Origin of the sequence: Corynebacterium sp. BF-R-2, assembly GCF_024586525.1 — a bacterium.
Classification (GTDB): Bacteria; Actinomycetota; Actinomycetes; order Mycobacteriales; family Mycobacteriaceae; genus Corynebacterium; species Corynebacterium singulare.
The window spans coordinates 111,208-130,238 of sequence record NZ_JAMFTP010000002.1 but is presented as its reverse complement, the minus strand read 5'-3'; the positions used below and the strand labels follow the sequence as shown (position 1 = coordinate 130,238).

At 60.3% G+C, this 19,031-nt stretch carries 17 protein-coding genes; 6 read left to right on the top strand and 11 right to left on the bottom strand.

Annotated features, from left to right (window positions below; genetic code table 11):
* Positions 1-26: 26 nt before the first annotated feature.
* Together M5J09_RS01725 and M5J09_RS01720 are read left to right on the top strand one after the other, a co-directional pair.
* Entirely contained in the window at positions 27-896 is an 870-nt protein-coding gene (locus tag M5J09_RS01725; RefSeq protein ID WP_257156764.1) for a patatin family protein, read from the top strand.
* A gap of 180 nt (positions 897-1,076) precedes the next feature.
* Positions 1,077-2,639, top strand: a complete 1,563-nt coding sequence (locus tag M5J09_RS01720; RefSeq protein ID WP_257156813.1) for a TrkA C-terminal domain-containing protein — start codon at positions 1,077-1,079, stop codon at positions 2,637-2,639.
* 31 nt (positions 2,640-2,670) lie between these two features.
* Here M5J09_RS01720 and M5J09_RS01715 read toward each other — a convergent pair whose 3' ends face one another.
* Genes M5J09_RS01715 through pth (M5J09_RS01705) form a run of 3 tightly spaced genes read right to left on the bottom strand, consistent with a single transcriptional unit; the run spans position 2,671 to position 5,899 of the window.
* Complete coding sequence (locus M5J09_RS01715; protein WP_257156763.1) at positions 2,671-4,314, bottom strand: peptide chain release factor 3; 1,644 nt, start codon at positions 4,312-4,314, stop codon at positions 2,671-2,673.
* A gap of 24 nt (positions 4,315-4,338) precedes the next feature.
* Complete coding sequence (locus tag M5J09_RS01710; RefSeq protein ID WP_239179929.1) at positions 4,339-5,184, bottom strand: SDR family NAD(P)-dependent oxidoreductase; 846 nt, start codon at positions 5,182-5,184, stop codon at positions 4,339-4,341.
* A 49-nt stretch (positions 5,185-5,233) separates the two neighbouring features.
* Positions 5,234-5,899: an aminoacyl-tRNA hydrolase gene (pth, locus tag M5J09_RS01705; protein WP_257156762.1), complete on the bottom strand. Its 666-nt coding sequence runs from the start codon at positions 5,897-5,899 to the stop codon at positions 5,234-5,236.
* A gap of 37 nt (positions 5,900-5,936) precedes the next feature.
* On the opposite strand from pth (M5J09_RS01705), the gene M5J09_RS01700 reads away from it, so the two are divergent.
* Positions 5,937-6,920 carry a nitronate monooxygenase gene (locus M5J09_RS01700; protein WP_257156761.1) on the top strand — a complete coding sequence of 328 codons (984 nt, stop codon included), beginning with the start codon at positions 5,937-5,939 and terminating at the stop codon, positions 6,918-6,920.
* 126 nt (positions 6,921-7,046) lie between these two features.
* On the top strand, positions 7,047-8,438 hold the full coding sequence (locus tag M5J09_RS01695; RefSeq protein WP_371440944.1) for a glyceraldehyde-3-phosphate dehydrogenase: 1,392 nt from the start codon (positions 7,047-7,049) through the stop codon (positions 8,436-8,438).
* A gap of 180 nt (positions 8,439-8,618) precedes the next feature.
* Here M5J09_RS01695 and ppk2 read toward each other — a convergent pair whose 3' ends face one another.
* The 8 genes from ppk2 to M5J09_RS01655 all read right to left on the bottom strand — a co-directional run bounded on the left by ppk2 (position 8,619) and on the right by M5J09_RS01655 (position 16,238).
* Complete coding sequence (gene ppk2, locus M5J09_RS01690) at positions 8,619-9,512, bottom strand: polyphosphate kinase 2 (protein ID WP_257156760.1); 894 nt, start codon at positions 9,510-9,512, stop codon at positions 8,619-8,621.
* Between the two features lie 81 nt (positions 9,513-9,593).
* Positions 9,594-9,920 carry a PepSY domain-containing protein gene (locus M5J09_RS01685; RefSeq protein WP_257156759.1) on the bottom strand — a complete coding sequence of 109 codons (327 nt, stop codon included), beginning with the start codon at positions 9,918-9,920 and terminating at the stop codon, positions 9,594-9,596.
* 237 nt (positions 9,921-10,157) lie between these two features.
* A complete protein-coding gene (locus tag M5J09_RS01680) occupies positions 10,158-11,033 on the bottom strand; it encodes a fumarylacetoacetate hydrolase family protein (RefSeq protein WP_257156758.1) in 876 nt (291 codons plus the stop codon).
* Positions 11,034-11,038: 5 nt separating this feature from the next.
* Positions 11,039-11,590: an aminoacyl-tRNA hydrolase gene (pth, locus tag M5J09_RS01675; RefSeq protein ID WP_257156757.1), complete on the bottom strand. Its 552-nt coding sequence runs from the start codon at positions 11,588-11,590 to the stop codon at positions 11,039-11,041.
* Positions 11,591-11,695: 105 nt separating this feature from the next.
* Positions 11,696-12,364 (bottom strand): 50S ribosomal protein L25/general stress protein Ctc, encoded by a 669-nt coding sequence (locus tag M5J09_RS01670; RefSeq protein ID WP_257156756.1) that lies wholly within the window; start codon positions 12,362-12,364, stop codon positions 11,696-11,698.
* Positions 12,365-12,573: 209 nt separating this feature from the next.
* Positions 12,574-13,548 carry a ribose-phosphate diphosphokinase gene (locus M5J09_RS01665; protein WP_042530161.1) on the bottom strand — a complete coding sequence of 325 codons (975 nt, stop codon included), beginning with the start codon at positions 13,546-13,548 and terminating at the stop codon, positions 12,574-12,576.
* 24 nt (positions 13,549-13,572) lie between these two features.
* Positions 13,573-15,036, bottom strand: a complete 1,464-nt coding sequence (gene glmU / locus M5J09_RS01660; RefSeq protein ID WP_257156755.1) for a bifunctional UDP-N-acetylglucosamine diphosphorylase/glucosamine-1-phosphate N-acetyltransferase GlmU — start codon at positions 15,034-15,036, stop codon at positions 13,573-13,575.
* A gap of 65 nt (positions 15,037-15,101) precedes the next feature.
* Positions 15,102-16,238, bottom strand: a complete 1,137-nt coding sequence (locus M5J09_RS01655; RefSeq protein WP_257156754.1) for an MFS transporter — start codon at positions 16,236-16,238, stop codon at positions 15,102-15,104.
* 70 nt (positions 16,239-16,308) lie between these two features.
* Between M5J09_RS01655 and M5J09_RS01650 the strand changes: the two genes are divergently transcribed.
* Complete coding sequence (locus M5J09_RS01650; RefSeq protein WP_257156753.1) at positions 16,309-17,937, top strand: multicopper oxidase family protein; 1,629 nt, start codon at positions 16,309-16,311, stop codon at positions 17,935-17,937.
* A gap of 248 nt (positions 17,938-18,185) precedes the next feature.
* Positions 18,186-18,926, top strand: a complete 741-nt coding sequence (locus M5J09_RS01645) for a trimeric intracellular cation channel family protein (protein WP_257156812.1) — start codon at positions 18,186-18,188, stop codon at positions 18,924-18,926.
* Positions 18,927-19,031: the final 105 nt, after the last annotated feature.

The following is a 19,031-nucleotide window of genomic DNA, read 5'->3' as shown; positions in this document are numbered from 1 at the left end:
CTAGCGCGGGGGTACCATTGGGCACTGTGATTGACGCGAAAGATACAGCACTCGTCATTGAAGGCGGCGGCATGCGCAATTCCTATACCGCCGCGTGCATCGTCAAGCTTCTGCAGGAGGAGGTGGAATTCGGCTGGGTCGGAGGCGTGTCCGCGGGCTCCTCGCACACCGTGAACTTCCTCTCCCGCGACCTAAGTCGCTCGGAGGAATCTTTCGTGGACTTTGCCAAGAACCCCAGCTTCGGCGGGCTGGGCTCCCTCCTGCGCGGCAATGGCTATTTCAATGCTGAGTACATCTACGAAAAGTCCGCCGATAAAGATATGCCGTTTGATTGGGAGGCTTTCCACACCAACCCAGCGCAGATGTGTATCTCAGCCGCACGTGCGGACACGGGGGAGAGTGTCTATTGGGGGCGCGAAGACATCGAGACTCAAGAGGACCTCATGGTGCGCGTGCGTGCGTCCTCGACGCTGCCGCTCATCATGCCGATGCGCGTCATCGACGGCGCTCCCTACGTCGACGGTGCCATGGGCGAATCCGGTGGCATTCTCATTGAGCAGGCAGAGAAAGCCGGGTTCGACAAATTCCTCTTCCTCGGCACCAAACCGCGCGGCTATGTTCGGCCCAAGGTGGGGCGCCCCACTGCGCTGCGCCGAGTATTCCGCAAATATCCTGCGGTGGCAGAAGCCATGATTGCCCGCCCACCGAAGTACAACGCCTCTAAGGACCGCCTCCTCGAACTGGAAAAGGAAGGCCGCGCCCACCTGTTTTTCCCGGAGGACATGCAGGTATCTTCTACTGAACATGACGTTGCTAAGTTGCGCGCTAACTTCGATGCAGGGCGCACGCAAACCTACGCGGAGTGGCCTGCTTGGCGGGAATTCCTCACGGCGTAGCTCTTCGTTGGGGCCTGAAGGTGGCATTCCGCTGTACCGAAATATGAGACCTTCCTCTCATGTGGCTATGGCAACATCTTGTGAGAAAGCTGTGCGCTGCATGGATGGGCGAAGAGGGATGTAGCTACACCATCCGCTACATGGAATTTCCTGCCCATTTTCCTAGAATAATTGACCGTGATGTCACTATTTGATGGAAATATTTGGCTGAGCATTTTCTTCATTGCGCTGCTCGGCACGTTGTTTGGGATGATTCCCTTTGGCCCGTTGCGCTTTGGTGCAGCGGGTACGTTGTTCGTTGGTTTGGCCTTCGGCGCCTTCATTGAGCTTGACGGCACAATTCTCAGCAGCCTGCAAGAAATGGGCCTAGGCCTCTTTATTTACATGCAGGGCTTGTCCGCTGGCGAGCGCTTCTTCAAGGGCTTTTCTGCCCAGCTTAAGCACATGATTACAGCTGGCATTGCTGTGATTGCTGCCGCTGGCGTAGCCCTGCTGGCGGGTGGATGGCTGGGCTTGTCACCCTTACTGTCCGTCGGTGTGTTCTCTGGTGCGACGACCTCGACGGCGTCGCTAGCCGTAGCACAGCAACAAACCGGTGAGGACCTGCCGGCTGTGGGGTATTCACTGGGCTACCCGGTAGGCGTAGCCGTGGCCATTTTGCTCGTGGCGTTTCTGCTTAAGCAATCGTGGCCAGGCAAGAAAGACCAAAGCAATTCCGCGGACAAAATCTTCCGATCGCGCACCATTCGCGTGACGAAGGACATTACCTACGACGAACTGGTTGAACGGTTCGAGGACCACTTCGTCATCGCCACGATTCGTCGCGGTAATTCTCGGGATGTTGCCGGAGACCGCCCGGAGATTCGCAAGGGCGATGTCCTCCGCGTCCTCGTCACGAAGGCAAAGAAGCATGAACTGACGGACGCACTTGGTGTGCGCCAACCCCAGGTGCCCTTCGTAGACAGGCGCCTTGTCATCGAAAATGTCGTGGTCTCGAACTCCGACATTGCTGGTCGAACGATTGGTGAGCTCGACCTTTTCCAGCGTTATGGCGGCCGCATTGTTCGTATCCACCGCGGCGATGATGAGTTCCTCGCTAGCTTTGACACCCACCTCGACCCAGGTGACCGAGTGGACATCATCGTGGAGCAGGATCGCCTGGACGGTATCAAGGCCTACTTTGGCGACTCCGTTGAGGGCTACTCGCAGCTGAACTGGATTTCGGTGGGCGGCGGCCTGTTCTTGGGCTACCTGCTGGCACTTGTTATCGTTCCGATGCCGGGTGGTGCCTCCTTCGAATTGGGCTTCGCTCTCGGCCCCCTCATCGTTGGACTTATCCTCGGTGCACTGCACCGCACGCGCCGCATTCCGTGGAAGGTGCCGGCATCTATCAACACTGCTCTTCAGCAGTGGGGCCTAGTTATTTTCCTGTCCTCAGTGGGCCTAGCCTCCAGTGAGGCTTTCCAGTCCACGGCTTTCTCCTGGCTGGGACTGAAATGCATGGCGCTTGCTGCCATCGTCACCGTGGTTGCCATCATCATTTTCAGCGTGGCGAACCGCTTCTTGGGCCAGTCAGAAACCCGAACGGCCGGCGGTATTTCCGGCATCTTCGGCCAGCCCGCCGTGGTCAACTACGCGACGGGCATGAGCTCTGATTCCCGCATCATGACCGGCTACGCCGCCACCATTGTGGTGGCACAGATCATCAAAATTGCGGTCATCCCCATCATGCTCACCGTGTAAGAGAGCCGCTGGCCGCGAGGTCGCTGGCGGCCTAGTCTGCGACGAGGGTTTCGATGGTGAGCTCCGGATGCTCCTTTTCCACGAAGGCCAGCTTCCACTTATCGCCAAAGAGGGCGATGAGCTCGCCGTCGGTGCGGGTAAAGATTTCCACGCCGCGTTGGCGGCCTAGCTCGGGGGCGGACTCGGCATCAGTGCGGCGCGCCACGGAGTAGGGGATGGGCTCGGTGACGGTTTCGACGTTGTATTCCACGTCCATGCGGGCTTGCATGACTTCGAACTGCATGGGGCCGACGGCAGCCATGACCGGCGCGGCATCACCGCGGGTATCGTTGCGCAGGATCTGTACAACGCCCTCCGCCGCAAGCTGGTCCAATCCCTTGCGGAAGGCTTTGTAATCACCCAAGGATTTTGCGCGCAAAATCTGGAAAGCCTCCGGTGCGAATTGCGGCATGGGCTTGAACTGGACCTTCTTGCCCGTGTAAATCGTGTCACCCGGTGCGAGTGAACCGGCGTTGACCAGGCCAACAATGTCACCCGGGAAGGCAGAATCCACGGTGTCACGCGTGCGGCCGAAAACCGTGAGCGCATACTTGGTGGAGAAGCTGCGTCCGGACTGGGCATGGTTGACCTGCATTCCGCGCTCAAATTCGCCGGAAACCACGCGCATAAACGCAAGGTTGTCGCGGTGCTTGCGGTCCATGCCTGCCTGCACCTTGAAGATGACGCCCGCGAAGTCATCGGTGACCTCACGCACTTCATCGATCGCGGCCGCGCCACCGGAGCCAGCGGCCTCAATGGCCTTGGGGTCCGACTCGCGGGAGCGCGGGGCCGGGGCAATGGCACACAGCGTATCGAGGATCTGGTGCACGCCGAAGTTCAGCATGGCGGAGGCAAAGATGAGCGGGGAGGTGACGCACTGCTCAAAAAGCTCTTGGTCGTGCAGGGCGCCGTCGGCAGCCAGCAACTCGGCTTCCTCGACCGCGGTCTCCCACGCATCTTCTTCCTTGTCCGCAGCTGCGTCAGGCGCGTAATGCTCTTCTGGGGCAATGGTGGAGCCACCTGCGGTGCGCAGGAAGTGAATGTACTCATCCACCTCGCCGTCGTCGGCAACGTGAGCAAGTCCGCGGAAGTCACCGGCAATGCCCACCGGCCAATAGAGCGGGGTGGGCTGCAGCTGAATCTCGTTGACGATCTCATCGACAAGCTCCAGCGGCTCGCGGCCCACGCGGTCCCACTTGTTAATCACCGTAATAATGGGCAGACCACGGGCTTTACAGACACGAAAGAGCTTGAGGGTCTGGGGCTCGAGGCCCTTGGCGGCGTCGATAAGCATCACTGCGGCGTCCACCGCCGTGAGCACACGGTAGGTATCCTCCGAAAAGTCCGCGTGACCCGGCGTATCAACGAGGTTGATCATGTAGGGCTCGCCCTCATAGCCCTCCGGTGCGTACTCGAACTGCAGAGCCGAGGAAGCCACGGAGATACCGCGGTCTTTCTCCATCTCCATCCAGTCAGAGACCGTGGACTTGCGGTTGCCCTTGCCGTGCACCGCGCCGGCCTCATTGATGACGTGCGCATGCAGTGCCAGCGCCTCCGTCAGCGTGGATTTACCAGCATCCGGGTGGGCGATGACGGCGAATGTGCGGCGGCGGGAAGCTTCGGAGGCAATACTCATGCGGGTTAGTTTAGCCGCTGGGTGCTACCACTCCACATCGAGCTGGCGGGCCAGATCATCAAAGACACGCCGCGCCACGGAGCGGTTCTTCGCAATCGGGCGCTTGAGCCCCGGCTTGCGCTTCTGGTTGTAATACTCACCGGACTCAAAATGGATGCCCGGGGTACCGGTGAGGAAGAAAGCGAGGTTTTCGCCACCCTGGTCCGCGGAGCCAAATCGCTTGCCCATCGCGCTGGCATAGAGCTTGCTCGTTGTGCTCGTGGACGTTGTGCCAAACCCAGTCTTGAGCACGCCGGGGTGGAAGGCCACGGAGGTAATCCCGTGGGCGTCGATGTAGCGGGTGAGCAAAATATCCCCCAACTTCGCGTTACCGTAGGCACGCTCCGCGGTGAACTTCTCAAAGGTATTCGGGTCACCTGGGTCAAAGGAGGACATGACCATATTCGCTACGGAGGACGTCTGGACAACGGTGGCGTCGCTTTCCCGGAGGGTATCGCGCAGCAGGGAAGTCAACAGGAAAGGAGCCACAACATTGACCTGCCAGGTGCGCTCAAAGCCGTCTGCGGTGGCGAAAGGGCCGTCGAAAATACCGCCGGCGTTATTGCCCAAGGCATGGATCTGCTCGTACTGACTCAGCTCCTCCGCAAGACGGCGCACCTGACCCAAAGATTCATAATCAGCCACGTGATAGTTCGCCCCGAGCTCCTCAGCCACAGCCTTCGTCTTCTCCGGGTTACGGCCTACCAACACGAGTATGTCCTGCGGGCGGCGCCTATGCAGGATGCGGGCGGCCGAGGCACCCACTCCGTTGGAGGCTCCGGTAATAACGATGGTCCGGGGTTCGTGGTGCGAGGGCAAGGTGTGGCTCATACCTGGATAGTGTAGGGCGATTCTCGCGGATGCGCGGGGTTAGTTTCTTTTACTTTACGCGGGAGTGGATCTCGTTCTGGGCCTTGGATAGCCCCTCGGCGACGATGAGGCGGGCCGCGTCGGCTGCGGTGGCGATGGAGGATTCGAACTCTGGGGAGGCGTCGACAGGCGCGAGCACCCACTCCGGAATTGACCCACCCTTGCTTGGGCGGCCAATACCCACTCGGATTCGCAGGTAATCGCGGGTCCCCAGGCGCTCAGTGAGGGACTTCAAACCGTTGTGACCATTCTCGTTGCCGCCCTTCTTGAGACGCACTGTACCGGAAGGCAGGTCGAGCTCATCATGGATGACGATGATGCGCTCTGCGGGTACTCCCAGCTGCTCGGCGAGTGGAGCAATCGGATCGCCGGAGAGGTTCATATAGGTGTGGGAGCGCACCACCAGCGCTGTGGTGTCCTCCACGGTGAAAGATGCGACGCTGAGCTTGTGTCCCCTGACCGGCTCAAGAACGTCTCCGGCCTGGGCAAGGAGATCATCAACCGCCATGTAACCCACGTTGTGGCGCGTTGCCGCATACTTCGCGCCAGGATTGCCCAGGCCCACGATGAGCCATTCGGCGCTCAGGTTCGCTGGGTCCAGTCCAGCGGCCTTCTGAGATGAGGGCGCGGAGTCGCGGCCGAAGAGGCGGGTAAAGAAGTCACGGAGTACGGACACAATTACTTCCTTCAGGAATTTTCTCTAGTCTGGGGTCATGCCTAAGCTTCTTGAGACTATCACTTGCCCGGTTCTACCTGCTCCGATGGCTGGCGGTCCCACCACACCTGCCTTGGTCCGAGCCGCACAGCAGGCAGGTTCCTTCGGAGCGTTGGGACTAGGAAGTGCATCCGTCGAGGCCGCGCAGCGCGCCATCGAAGACTGTGCTGGCATGCGCTTTGGCGTTAATCTTTTCTATCCGCAGCGCGAACTAACTGCAGCCGAACACGCCGCTGCGGAATCCTTGGCTAGCGAGGAGAACGCTGTGCTTTCCGACGTCTCCCTGACCTTCGGCTGGCACGAAAAACTTAGCGCCGCACTCAATGGTGGGGCAGCGGTTCTGTGGTCCATGTTTGGTGTATTTACTACAGAAGAGGTGGAGCGCATCCACGCTGCGGGCGCGGAAGCTTGGACCACGGTGACCACCCCAGAAGAAGCGGCTGCGGCTACTGCTCGGGGTGTCGATGTCCTGTGCGTGCAGGGACCCGAAGCCGGAGGGCACCGCGGAGTGTGGGACCCCGCTGCGGAGCCAGACCAGCGCCCGCTGGCAGAGCTTGTCGCTGCGGTACATGACGTCACCGATCTCCCGCTCATTGCCGCAGGAGGACTCCGCACGTCAGAGGATGTTGCGACAGCGTTGAGCTGGCCGGGCGTGCGCGCAGTAAGTTGTGGCTCAGCCTTCCTTCTCAGCGAAGAAGCCGGAACCAGTGAGCGTAACCGGGAACTCCTGCGCCGTGGTGGTGACACTGTGTCCACCCGTGCGTTTTCCGGCCGCTATGCCCGCGGGCTGGAAACGGCCTACACCCGCGCCCACCCTGACCTGCCTTTGGTTTATCCGTACCTTAATGCTGTGCTCAAGCCGCGGCGCGCCCGTCACGACGCGGAGGTTGACTACTGCCTCGTAGGTACCCAGGTGGAGAAACTTAACGGGGGTAGTGTGGCCCAGATCCTCGGCCAACTGCTCCCAAACGGGCATGTATAGCAGTTAATATTTACGGTTGAACAGAGTTTTACACCCTCTTTGACGAGAAAAGGATACAAGCACGTGACTGTAACCCCGCACATTGGGCACGAGGACTGGAACGAACGCCTGGAGCGAGCACAGGAGATGATCCCGCTCATCCACCAGCTGCACCGCAACAACAATGTCGTGACCTCCATTTACGGCCGCATGCTTATCGGTGTGACGGATATCGACATCATCAAGGCTCACCGCTACGCCCGCCGCATTGCCGAGCGTGAGCTCTCCACTGCTGAGACCCTTCCTATCCTCAAGGAACTGTGCGCGATGAACCTGGGCACCGCCTCCGTTGACTTGGGCCGTCTTGCCACTGGTTTCGCAGAGTCGGGCTCCGATAACCTGTCGAACTACCTTGAAGAAACCCTCGTGGACCTCGTGGGCGCTGCCGTGGACAAGGAATCCAAGGATGTTGTGCTCTACGGTTTCGGCCGTATCGGCCGCCTTCTGGCCCGCATCCTCATTGCCCGTGAAGCTGCGTACGGCGGTGTCCGTCTGCGCGCCATCGTCGTGCGCAAGAAGAGTGATACTGACATTCTGAAGCGCGCCTCCCTCCTGCGCCGCGACTCCGTCCACGGTGCCTTCAACGGCTCCATCGCTGTGGATGAGGAGAACGAGGTCATCTGGGCTAATGGCACCAAGATTCAGATGATTTACGCCAACAACCCGGCTGAGATCGACTACACCCAGTACGGCATTGACAACGCCATCGTTGTGGACAACACCGGTGTCTGGCGTGACCGTGATGGCCTGTCCCAGCACCTGCAGTCCAAGGGCGTGTCTCGCGTGCTGCTCACCGCGCCGGGTAAGGGCGATCTTAAGAACATTGTCTACGGCATCAACCACGGTGACATCGAAGAGTCTGACCAGATTCTTTCTGCCGCATCCTGCACCACCAATGGCATCACCCCAGTGCTGAAGGTCATCAATGACCGTTACGGTGTTGTCCACGGTCACGTCGAGACCGCGCACTCCTTCACCAATGACCAGAACCTCATTGATAACTTCCACAAGGGTGACCGTCGCGGCCGTGCCGCCGGCCTGAACATGGTTCTTACTGAGACCGGCGCTGCCAAGGCAGTGTCCAAGGCGGTTCCGGAGTTTGAGGGCAAGCTCACCGGTAACGCCATCCGCGTTCCTACCCCGGACGTGTCCATGGCAGTGCTCAACCTCGAGCTGGAGAAGGAAGTAGACCGCGATGAGGTCAACGACTTCCTGCGCAACGTCTCCCTGCACTCTGACTTGCGCCAGCAGATCTCCTACATCGCCTCCCCGGAGGTTGTCTCTTCCGACTTCGTGGGCTCCACCCACGCGGGCATTGTTGACGGCCTAGCCACCATCGCTACTGGCAAGCACCTCGTGCTGTACGTTTGGTACGACAATGAGTTCGGCTACTCCAACCAGGTTATTCGCATTGTCGAAGACCTCGCGGGTGCCCGCCCAGCGGTGTACCCGAAGCGCGTTGACGTTTCTGAGCTCTAAGAGTTCACAACACTGACCGCCCTCACTCGCGTTTGGTGAGGGCGGTTTCTGATGCCTAAGTCCTCCTTAACCCGCACAAGAGAAGAAGGCCCTCACCGGGGAAAATCACTACCTAGACGGAATGCTAGGGAGAGTTTCTGCTGGTGAGGGCCGCTGCGTTAGCGAGAAGGCCTGAGGTGTTTACTTTTTCTTGCCCTTCTTATGCTTCTTCTCGGACTTCTTACCAGACTGCTTGCTGTTGACCTTGTCGCGCTCCAGTTCAGCAGCAACGTCTTCAACATACGCAAAGTCGTTGCGTGGCGGACGCTCGTACTCGGCTTCTTCATCTGGGCGCGATGGGATCTCCGGGATATCCTGTTCGACGTGCTGGTAGGGGATGGTCTTAAGGATGTGGTTGATTACGTTGATGCGGGAGCGCTTCTTATCCTCCGATTCCACGGTGTACCACGGCGAGGTGGGAGTATCCGTGTGGACGAACATCTCATCCTTGGCGCGGGAGTAGTCTTCCCAGCGAGTAATGGACTGGAGATCCATGGGGGAGAGCTTCCAACGGCGCAGCGGATCATTGCGGCGCGACTTGAACCGGGCAATCTGTTCCTCGTCGGAGACAGAGAACCAGTACTTCAGAAGGATGATGCCATCTTCAATGAGCATGTGCTCCAGCAACGGTGCCTGGTGGAGGAAACGGACATACTCCTGCTGGGAGCAGAAGCCCATGACGCGTTCCACACCGGCGCGGTTGTACCAGGAGCGGTCGAAGATGACGATTTCGCCCGCGGTGGGTAGCTTTTCGATGTAGCGCTGGAAGTACCACTGGCCAGCCTCACGGTCCGTGGGCTTGGGGAGGGCCTCGATGCGGCAGGTACGCGGGTTGAGATACTGCGTAATGCGCTTGATGGCGGAACCCTTACCAGCGGCGTCGCGGCCTTCCATGATGATGACCACGCGGGCGCCGGTCTCAACTACCCACTGCTGCATCTCGACGAGCTCAGCCTGGAGGCGCTTGAGCTCCTCCTCGTAGGCCTGCTTGTCGAGCTTCGGGGGTTTGGAGGGAGACTTCTTTGTTGAACTCATACCCTCAAACCTACCCTTAAGCTGGGGAAATACCTAAAACAGGCCGCTGGTGGGCAGCCCGAACGGGGGCGAAAAGGGTATTTAGTCAACCTCGTGGTTGGTCACCGTGCCGTTGGTGGCATCGACGTCGAATTCATGCTCTTGGCCGTGTGCTGTGAATTCAATCTCCCAGTGTGGGCCCCTGGCGTCGTCGCCGTCATCGAGCTCGACTTCCTTCTCTGTCACGGCGCTTGCGTCAACGCCGGCGTGAACATAAGCGGCGGCGAGAGCATCCTCCCTGGAGATAGTGCCGGCCGTGGTGGCATTATCTGCCGATGGGGCGCCTGCATTCGTGGTTCCTGCCGGCTGATCATCCTGATCATCTTGATCGTCGTGGTCATCGTCGTTCTGTTCAACGACCGTCGTCACCGGCGCCTCGGTCACTGTTTCGACCGGGGCCGGGGTCGTGGCGGCGGGTGCCGTTTCGGTATCATCGTCAGAGGAACATGCGGTTAGTGCAGCGGTAGCGCACAGGGCGATGCCGGCGGCGGTGAAACGGAAACGATGAGTTATAAAAGGCTCGTCCTTATGATGTCTGGGACATGGTGTTAACGACCGTAACGAAAGTAGTGAATACTTGCCGAAACCCCTGCGCACAGCTGAATATTAACTGTCCCGGCACGCGCAGCCTTCCCCGCAGCCAGCAGAGGGCGGCTCACCGACGTGCGTGGTACTCTCAATTGCTCCCAAGCCGTCGATGCTAATGCGCGTTACCGACCCATCTCCCAGCATCGCGTCCTCGCCGCGGGCAAAGCCAACACCTTCCGGAGTACCGGTGGCGATCACGTCCCCAGGGTTGAGTGGATACAGGGAGGAACAAAAGGCGATGAGCTCCGCCACGGAGAAGAAGAGGTCATCGGTGTTATCGTCCTGGCGCACCTGGCCGTCGACAGTCGTAGTGAGCCGCGCGCCACGGCCAGGTGCCCACTCGTCTGCGGTGGTGAGCCACGGCCCGAAACCAGCCGTGCGGTAAAAGGACTTTCCTGCGTGGAACTGGGAGGTGGCGCGCTGGTAATCGCGCAGAGTGTAGTCATTCATAATGGCGTAGCCCGCGACATGGTCCACGGCATCAGCCACGCGCACGCGGTGCGCACGAGTGCCGATGACTACCGCGAGTTCGCCCTCATAGTCCAGCTTCTTGGTGGCGAAGTCGGGGATGTAGACATCATCAAAGGGGCCAGTGAGGGCCTCAGGAAACTTGACGAAGAGCGTGGGTTGGGTGGGCAGCTCGCGGCCCATTTCCCGAGCATGCTTGGCGTAGTTCACACCCACGCAGATAATCTTGCCGGGAGTGGGGATGACGGGTGCTAGGTCGGCATTATCGAAGACGACGGGCTCGCCGGACAGCTGCGCGGCTTTGCGCCAGTCGGGGCTAGCGAGTAGCTTGCCGACGTCCTCATAGTCCAACTCCGTGGCCACATTCGGACCGTCGATGCGGATGGCGCAGGTGCCAAAACTGGTGCGGAGAGTAGCGAGCTTCATGGCCACTAGTCTAGCGCGCGAAGAATCTCCTCCACCGCATCCGCACACATGATGGGAACGTCCTGAGCCTCCTGCTTGGTCCAGGGCTTTAGCACGAAAGAAGCCGGGTCCATACGGCCTGGTGGGCGGCCAATGCCCACGGACAAGCGCTGATAGTCCTTAGTGCCCAAGGATTTTGTTGTCGAGCGCAAGCCATTGTGGCCGCGGTCTCCGCCGCCGAGGCGGAGCTTGATGGTAGCGAAGTCGAGTTCCAATTCATCGTGGATCACGATGATGTGGTCGGGGGCGACGTTGAAATACTGCGCCAAAGCTTTAATTGGTCCGCCGGACAAATTCATAAAGCATCGCGGTTTGGCAATGATGACCTTCGTGGCGGCGCCGCCCTGCCCATGGCGTGCCTCGGCAACATCAGTGTTTGTCTTCTTGTGGACGGAGAACGAAGCATATAGTTCGTCGGCCAGTTCATCGGCGACGTCGAAGCCGATGCTGTGGCGCGTACCGGCATACTTCGGGCCCGGATTGCCCAGTCCTACGACGAGATATGGAGAAGAAGTCACGCGCACCATTTTAGGCGGGAAAGGCGAGAAAACGGCGAACCGCGCCCCCGCTCCCTAGCATGTGGGGAGCGACAGCGCGGTGCGTATGAGGGGGAGGGGAGAGGATTACTCCTCGTCCTCGCCGTCCTTCTCCTCGGTGGACTCGGCGTCCTCTTCCTCGGAGTCAGCGCCAGCCTCGGCGCCGCCTTCCTCAGCAGCCTCAGCAGCTGCCTCGAGCTCCTCGTCAACCTCCGGCTCGGAGATGGAGACGATGACGGTGTCTTCCTCGGCAACCAAGGTGGTGCCCTCCGGCAGGGTGACGTCGCCGGCGGTAACAACGGCGCCATCCTCGAGACCCTCGATGGAGACGGTGAGCTCTTCCGGAATGTTGAGAACGTCTGCCTCGACGAGCAGCACGTCTGCATCCTGGATGAACATGAGGCCCGGAGCCGGCTCGCCCTCGAGGACAACCGGAACCTCAACCTCAACCTTCTCGCCACGCTTAATGGAGAGCAGGTCGATGTGGTCGATGTTGAAGGTCAGAACGTTCTGGTCAATGTTCTTGACCATGACGAGGTGCTGCTCACCCTCGAGCTCGAGCTCGAAAACGGCGTTGACACCGTTGTTGCGGACCAGAGCGGTGATCTCCAGGCGGTCAACAGCGAAGTGCAGGACGTCAACGGCGTGGCCGTAGACAACGCCCGGCACCTTGCCAGCGGCGCGCAGACGGCGAGCAAAGCCCTTACCAAACTCAGAACGGACTTCGCCCTTAATGACTGGACGGGTGTTAGCCATGTGTAATCTCCTTGAAGTATTCGGTGCGGCGAGAGCTTCTGCTGAAACCATATAGATACGACAAAAGCCTGCCGATGGACGTCTTGGACGAGTCATCGCAGGCTTAATTCAAGATTCACTGCTTAACTTGTGCTATCGCGTCGATAACGGATTTCTCCCTCGCCGAGACTCAGAAGATTTTAGCAGCAGCGTTGTCGTGGAACCAAATCCTAGTTGGTTTCGAAGAGCGTGGTCACCGAACCATTCTCGAAAATTTCGTGGATGGTGCGCGCCAGCAGCGGGGCAATCGACAGCACCGTGAGGTTCTCCCAGCCTTCCGTAGACTGCGGCAGGGTATCGGTCGTGATGACCTCTTCGGCACCGCACTGCGAGAGGCGCTCGCGGGCCGGGTCGGAGAACACACCGTGGGTGCAGGCGATAATGACGGTCTTGGCGCCGGCCTCCTTGAGGACATTAACTGCGCCGGCGATGGTGCCGCCGGTGTCAATCATGTCGTCGAGAAGCACGCAGTCCTTGCCCTCCACGTCACCGACAACGCGGTTGGACACCGTCTTGTTGGCTTCAGTATTAGAACGGGTCTTGTGGACGAAGGAGAGTGGGGCATCACCCAACTCATGTGCCCACTTCTCCGCAACCTTGACGCGGCCAGCATCGGGGGAGACCACCGCGAGGTTGTCCAGCGGGTAGTTCTTCTTGATGTGGTCCACCAGGATCGGCATGGCGTGCATGTGATCGACCGGGCCATCGAAGAAGCCCTGGATCTGGTCGGTGTGCAGGTCCACGGACACGATGCGGTCCGCGCCGGCGGCGGCGAGCAGGTCTGCCACCAGACGGGCGGAAATGGGCTCGCGGCCCAGGTGCTTCTTATCCTGGCGTGCGTAGGGGTAGAAGGGCAGGATGGCGGTGATGCGCTTGGCGGAGCCGCGCTTGAGAGCATCAATCATGATGAGCTGCTCCACCAGCCACTTGTTGAGAGGCTGGGTGTGGGACTGCATCACAAAACAGTCGGCACCACGCACGGATTCCTCGAAGCGGATGAAGATTTCGCCGTTGGCGAAGTCGCGGGCGGTGGTCGGAACCAGGTCGGTCTTGAGCTCCTTGGCCACAGCTTCCGCCAACGCCGGGTGTGCACGCCCGGTGAAGAGCTTCATGTTCTTGCTGCTGCCGGTAACCTTGCCAGTCATCAGTAAATATCCTTTTACGTGTTGTTAGTTGGTGGTGTGGTCGTCATCCGAGGAGCCCTGGGCCTTGTCCGCAGCGTCTGCCGCAGGCGTGCCCGGGCGCTTCTTCTGAACCCAGCCCTCGATGTTGCGCTGCTTGCCGCCGGAGACAGCGAGTGCTCCTGGGGGCACATCGTCCTTAATCACTGTACCCGCCCCAGAGTAGGCACCATCACCCACGGTGACGGGGGCGATGAACATGGTGTCGGAGCCAGTGCGCACGTGGCTGCCGATGGTGGTGTGGTGCTTGTTGACGCCGTCATAGTTGACGAAGACGGAGGAGGCACCGATGTTGGAGTAGTCCCCCACGGTGGCGTCGCCGATGTAGGTGAGGTGTGGGACCTTGGTGCCGCGGCCGATCTGGGCTTTCTTGGCCTCGACGAAGCCGCCAAGCTTGCCCTCCTGGCCCACGATGACGCCGGGACGAATGTAGGTGAATGGCCCAACCGTGGCGTCCGTGCCGATGACGGAATCGAAGCCGTGCGTGCGCACGACGCTGGCGCCGGCACCGACCTGCATATTGGTCAGGGTGGTGTCGGGGCCAACCTCGGCACCATCGGCGATGGTCGTTGCTCCCCACAGCTGGGTGTTGGGGTGGATGGTGACATCCTGGCCAATCGTGACGTTTACCCCAATCCAGGTGGTCTCAGGGTCAACGATGGTGGCGCCGCCGCGCATGGCCTTCTCCACCATGCGGCGGTTGAGCAGACGCCCTGCCGCAGCGAGCTGCACGCGGTCGTTGACGCCGGACAGCTCATCGGGGTCCGCAGCAACGTGGGCGCCGACGCGGTGGCCCGCCTCGCGAGCAATCTCCAGCACATCGGTGATGTAGAGCTCACCCTGGGCATTGTCGGAGTTGAGCTTGGTGAGAGCATCACGCAGCACGGCGCCATCAAAGGCGAACACGCCGGAGTTGACTTCGCGCACCGTACGCTGTTCTTCAGTGGCGTCTTTCTGTTCCACGATGGCGGTCACAGAGTCATCCTCTGCGCGCAGGACACGGCCGTATCCCGTCGGATCCTCCAAGGTCATGGACAACACGGTGACGGCGTTGCCTTGGCCTGTGTGGCTCTCGTGCAGCTCGCGTAGGGTTTCTGGACGCAGCAGGGGAACGTCGCCATTGGTGACAATGATGGTGCCATCGAAGTCCGGCAACGCGCTCAGGCCACACTGCACGGCATGGCCGGTTCCATTCTGTTCTTCCTGAACGGCTTGCGACACCTCGCAGTCCAGTTCCTCCGCAATGGCGTCAACAGCCGGGGAAACTTGGTCACGCTGGTGGCCGACAACGACCACGAGGTGTTCCGGATTGAGCCCCCCAGCGGCATGAAGTGCATGGCCGAGCAGTGACCGCCCGCCAATCTCATGCAAAGTCTTCTGGGTTGAGGATTTCATGCGGGTGCCCGCGCCGGCAGCGAGGACAATGGCGGCGCAGTCGGTTGTTTCAGCCACGAGTGTGTGCGTCTCCTGTGTTGGGGGTGTCAGGACTTACTGGGATTCATCATAACGCGCTTGCGTTACTTTCCGTGAGAAACCTCCGGAAGCGCACGCGCACGCCACGCTCCGAGCAGGCCCACAACAGCAAGAAAGAGGATAGCCGCAGATGGTCCCGCCAAGGCGATGACAGCGGAAATTCCACCGACGATGAGGAGGATGACACCCATCATGGTGTTGGCAGCGCCCACGTAGCGGGTGCGCTTGTCCTCGCCCGCCATGTCCACGACATACGTCTTGCGGGCCACGCGGATGCCTGCGTGTGCCAGATTGACCAAGAAGAATCCGATGGGTAGAGCCCACGCGCTTATCGACGTCGGCGCCCACGCCGCACACGCCACAATCGCCAGCAGGATCACTGCGGCAAAGCCGGCCGCCCAGGACATGACCAGGCGGGAGGATTTATCCGAGAGCACGCCTGATACCCGTCCACCGACGAGGCTGGCCAGACCGGAAGCCAAGACGAAGCCGCCGAGGCCACTCAGCGCCTGCGAACCAACGCTTTGGGAGAGGACGACAATAAAGGACGTCGAAAGCGCTGAGACTAAGAGCAGAGCACGCACGTTAACGAAGCTGCGGAAACGTTTGTCCTGGGTATAGAGCTGCCACGTAGCTGCACCGATCGCGAGTAGCAGCGCGAGTCCCCAGCGCGGCAGCTCGCCCAAGAAAGCGAGGACACCGCCGGTGATCAGCGTGACGGCACCGCCCAACTGCGTTGCCCGGCCGGTGACAACACCGCGGCTGCCCTTAGAAATGGTGCGGCCCTGGACGTCTTTGCCGGTCAGTGAGCACAGTGCGCGTAGCAGCGCGAGCACAGCCAGGGCGAGGCAGACGACGAGGCCGAGGAGGGGGCCGTCGAGAAGCACGGCGGCTGCCGCGATGATCCCCGCACACACGCCCTGTCCCACCGAGCCCAGCAACCACAGGCGTTTGCGGGCCGGATGCGAGGTCACCCACGGGGTCAGCGCCGCCTGCGGGAGCATCGACCCAGACTCACGCAACGGAACAAGAAGACCGGTAAAGAAACCGGGCACACCTGCCACACTAAAAAGCCAGGGTAGGACGGTCTTTCCAGATAGCAGCTGATCGCCCACGCCCTGCAGTCCGTTGGACCAGACAAACTTCCGAGCATTAGCGGATTCTTTCGCGGGAAGAGACATGACTGTGATCTTAAGCCCGACTACGCCAATGCGAAGGTTAAGGTTTGCCTGACCGCCTAGTGTGAGAGGCATGTCTGTCTCTGTGTCGCGCCCTGTGTCCCGCCGAGTCTTTGTCCAAGGAACCGTCCTCACCGTTGCCGGTGCCTCCCTTCTAAGTGTCAGCGCTTGCTCCACGTCGTCAGACCAGCCCGAACCGCTCGGCTATGACGGTGAACCCCGTGCTCTACCAATCCCGCCGGTAGAGGAAGGCACGAAGGAAGGGAAGTCCCGAGTATTCACGCTCACCGCCCAAGAGGGGCACTCAGAGGTACTCCCTGGCAAGGACCGGACACGGACGTGGGGTTTCAACGGGCCCTTCCTGGGGCCGACGCTGCGTGCCCGCCGCGGTGAGAAGATCCGCGCGGAAATCACCAATGACCTGAGTGAAATGACCACGGTGCACTGGCATGGCATGCAGCTTCCGGCCTATTCCGACGGCGGCCCGCATTCGCCGATTCAGAGTGGTGAAACGTGGAAGCCTGAGTGGGAGATCATCCAGCCGGCAGCGACGGTGTGGTACCACCCGCACCCGCACCTGGCTACCGCCACGCATGCCTACCGCGGGTTGGCCGGTATGTTCATCATCGACGATGACGTTTCCGATGGCCTTGACCTGCCACACGAGTACGGCGTGGACGATATTCCCGTGGTCATCATGGACGCCAAGTTCACCGAAGACGACCAGCTCGATGAGACGAGCGACAACACCCTGGGCCTGCTTGGCACAACCCCGCTGGTGAATGGCATTACCAACGCCCGCTTCGAGGCCACAACGCGCCGGGTGCGCCTGCGCCTGCTCAACGGTGCCTCGATGCGTTTTTACACCCTGGAGATCGGTGATTCACCGTTCCACGTGGTGGCGACGGACGCAGGGCTTCTCGACGCCCCCGTGGAAGTCGACTCCCTCCTTCTCGGCCCCGGTGAGCGCGCAGAGGTCATCGTGGACCTCGAGCCGGGTAAGGAAGTGCAGCTGCGATCGGTGCCGCGTAAGGATAACTTCGGTGTGCCGACCGACAAGGACGCCGCTGACTTCGGCTTCCGCGATTCCTTCGACCTGCTCACCATTGTGGGGCCGGAGGAGTCTGCGCCAGAGCCCCCGGCGCTGCCGACAGAGCTGGATCCTGCTGCGAGAGAAACCCCGTCTACTGAGGGCCTGACCGAGCGCGAATTCGTCCTCAACACTTTCATGATCAACGGCGAGCAAATGGACATGACCCGCGTGGACACCGTCATTGATGAGGACGCCCTAGAGCTGTGGACTGTCACCAATGAGAATTCCGACTGGCCACACAACTTCCACATCCACAACGCCCGCTTCAAGGTTCTGGAGTGGGACGGCGATGAGAAGATGAACGTCTTCAACTCCGGTTGGAAGGATATTGTTAACCTTCCCCCGAAAGCCACCGCCCGCCTGCTCGTGGAGTTTGGCTACTTCCCGGACAAGACCATCCCGTACATGTATCACTGCCACATGCTGTTGCATGAGGACCAAGGCATGATGGGCCAATACGTCATCGTGAATAAGGGCGAGAAACCTGATGTGCGCGTCAAGCCAGGTGCCCTTGTCTTTGATGAGGATGCCCCTGGCCATGCCGGGCATGCCAGCCAGGTCGTGGACTCCTCCCGCAGCCCATATGCCTCACCGGCGGCCACGTCCTAGCGCATTTGTTTGCGTGGCACAGCCTGCCTGCCGCCGGCTGCGCTAGGGGCCTTTGATAGGACTGTTGTTGGTCTCCGCGTGTTCTTGATGTTTTCAAAAGTGCAACCCTGAAAACCGAACGACCCTAGGCGTGTGAATCTGATGTATGACGGTCAGGATCTGCGACCAGCGTGAGTCGCCTTGCACCTCTGGACAAATAGGAAAGTAAGCATCCAGCTTCTCACCGTGCGCTAGGGTCGATACCTGTGATTCAAGACGTTGACCCTCTTATCAATTCCCTATACCAAGCTTTTGATCTCATTGGTGTGGTGCTGAACGGAATCATTGGCGGCACCATTGCACGCCGGCGGGAATTCGACATCATCGGCTTCGTCTTCCTCGCGCTCTTCTCTGGGCTCGCCGGCGGCATGATCCGTGACATGCTCATAGCTAATGGTCCGGCGGCAGCTATTTCTGATCCGCTGTACCTCACGTTGGCCTGCGTTGGCGCACTCATCGCTTTCCTCACTGATCTCAAGGGCAAGGCATGGGAGATTTTCCGTGAGCATGGTGATGCCATCATTTTGGGTGTGTGGTCCACCACTGGGTGCGTGAAGGGGCTGGCCAATGGCATGCCGCTCATTGCCTGTGTCTTCCTCGGTGTGCTTACCGCCGTGGGCGGCGGAATGGTGCGCGACGTGGCCTCCGGAATGATTCCTTCTGTCTTCGGAGGCAGCCCCCTCTATGCGGTTCCCGCCGTGCTGACCGGCGTGGTCATGGTGACCTTCGCCGAGTACGACAAGTTTGCCCTGGGCATGATCATTGCTCCCATCGTGGGCTGCGGCATGGCCATTACATCCTACTGGCGCGGATGGGTACTTCCGCGCGCCGGCGTGGCGCCGGTGAACTACACCGCAGCCCAGGTTGCAGCTATTGCAAAGAAAGCGGAGCTTAAGGGGTTTCGGCGCGGGAGTAAGAAGCGGACAGGGAAAAATCAGGGCGACAGCTAGGCAATAAAAAAGCTTCCCCACCAGGACTCGAACCTAGAATGACGGTACCAAAAACCGTAGTGTTGCCGATTACACCATGGGGAAACAGCGCCGTGCGTCAGCGCT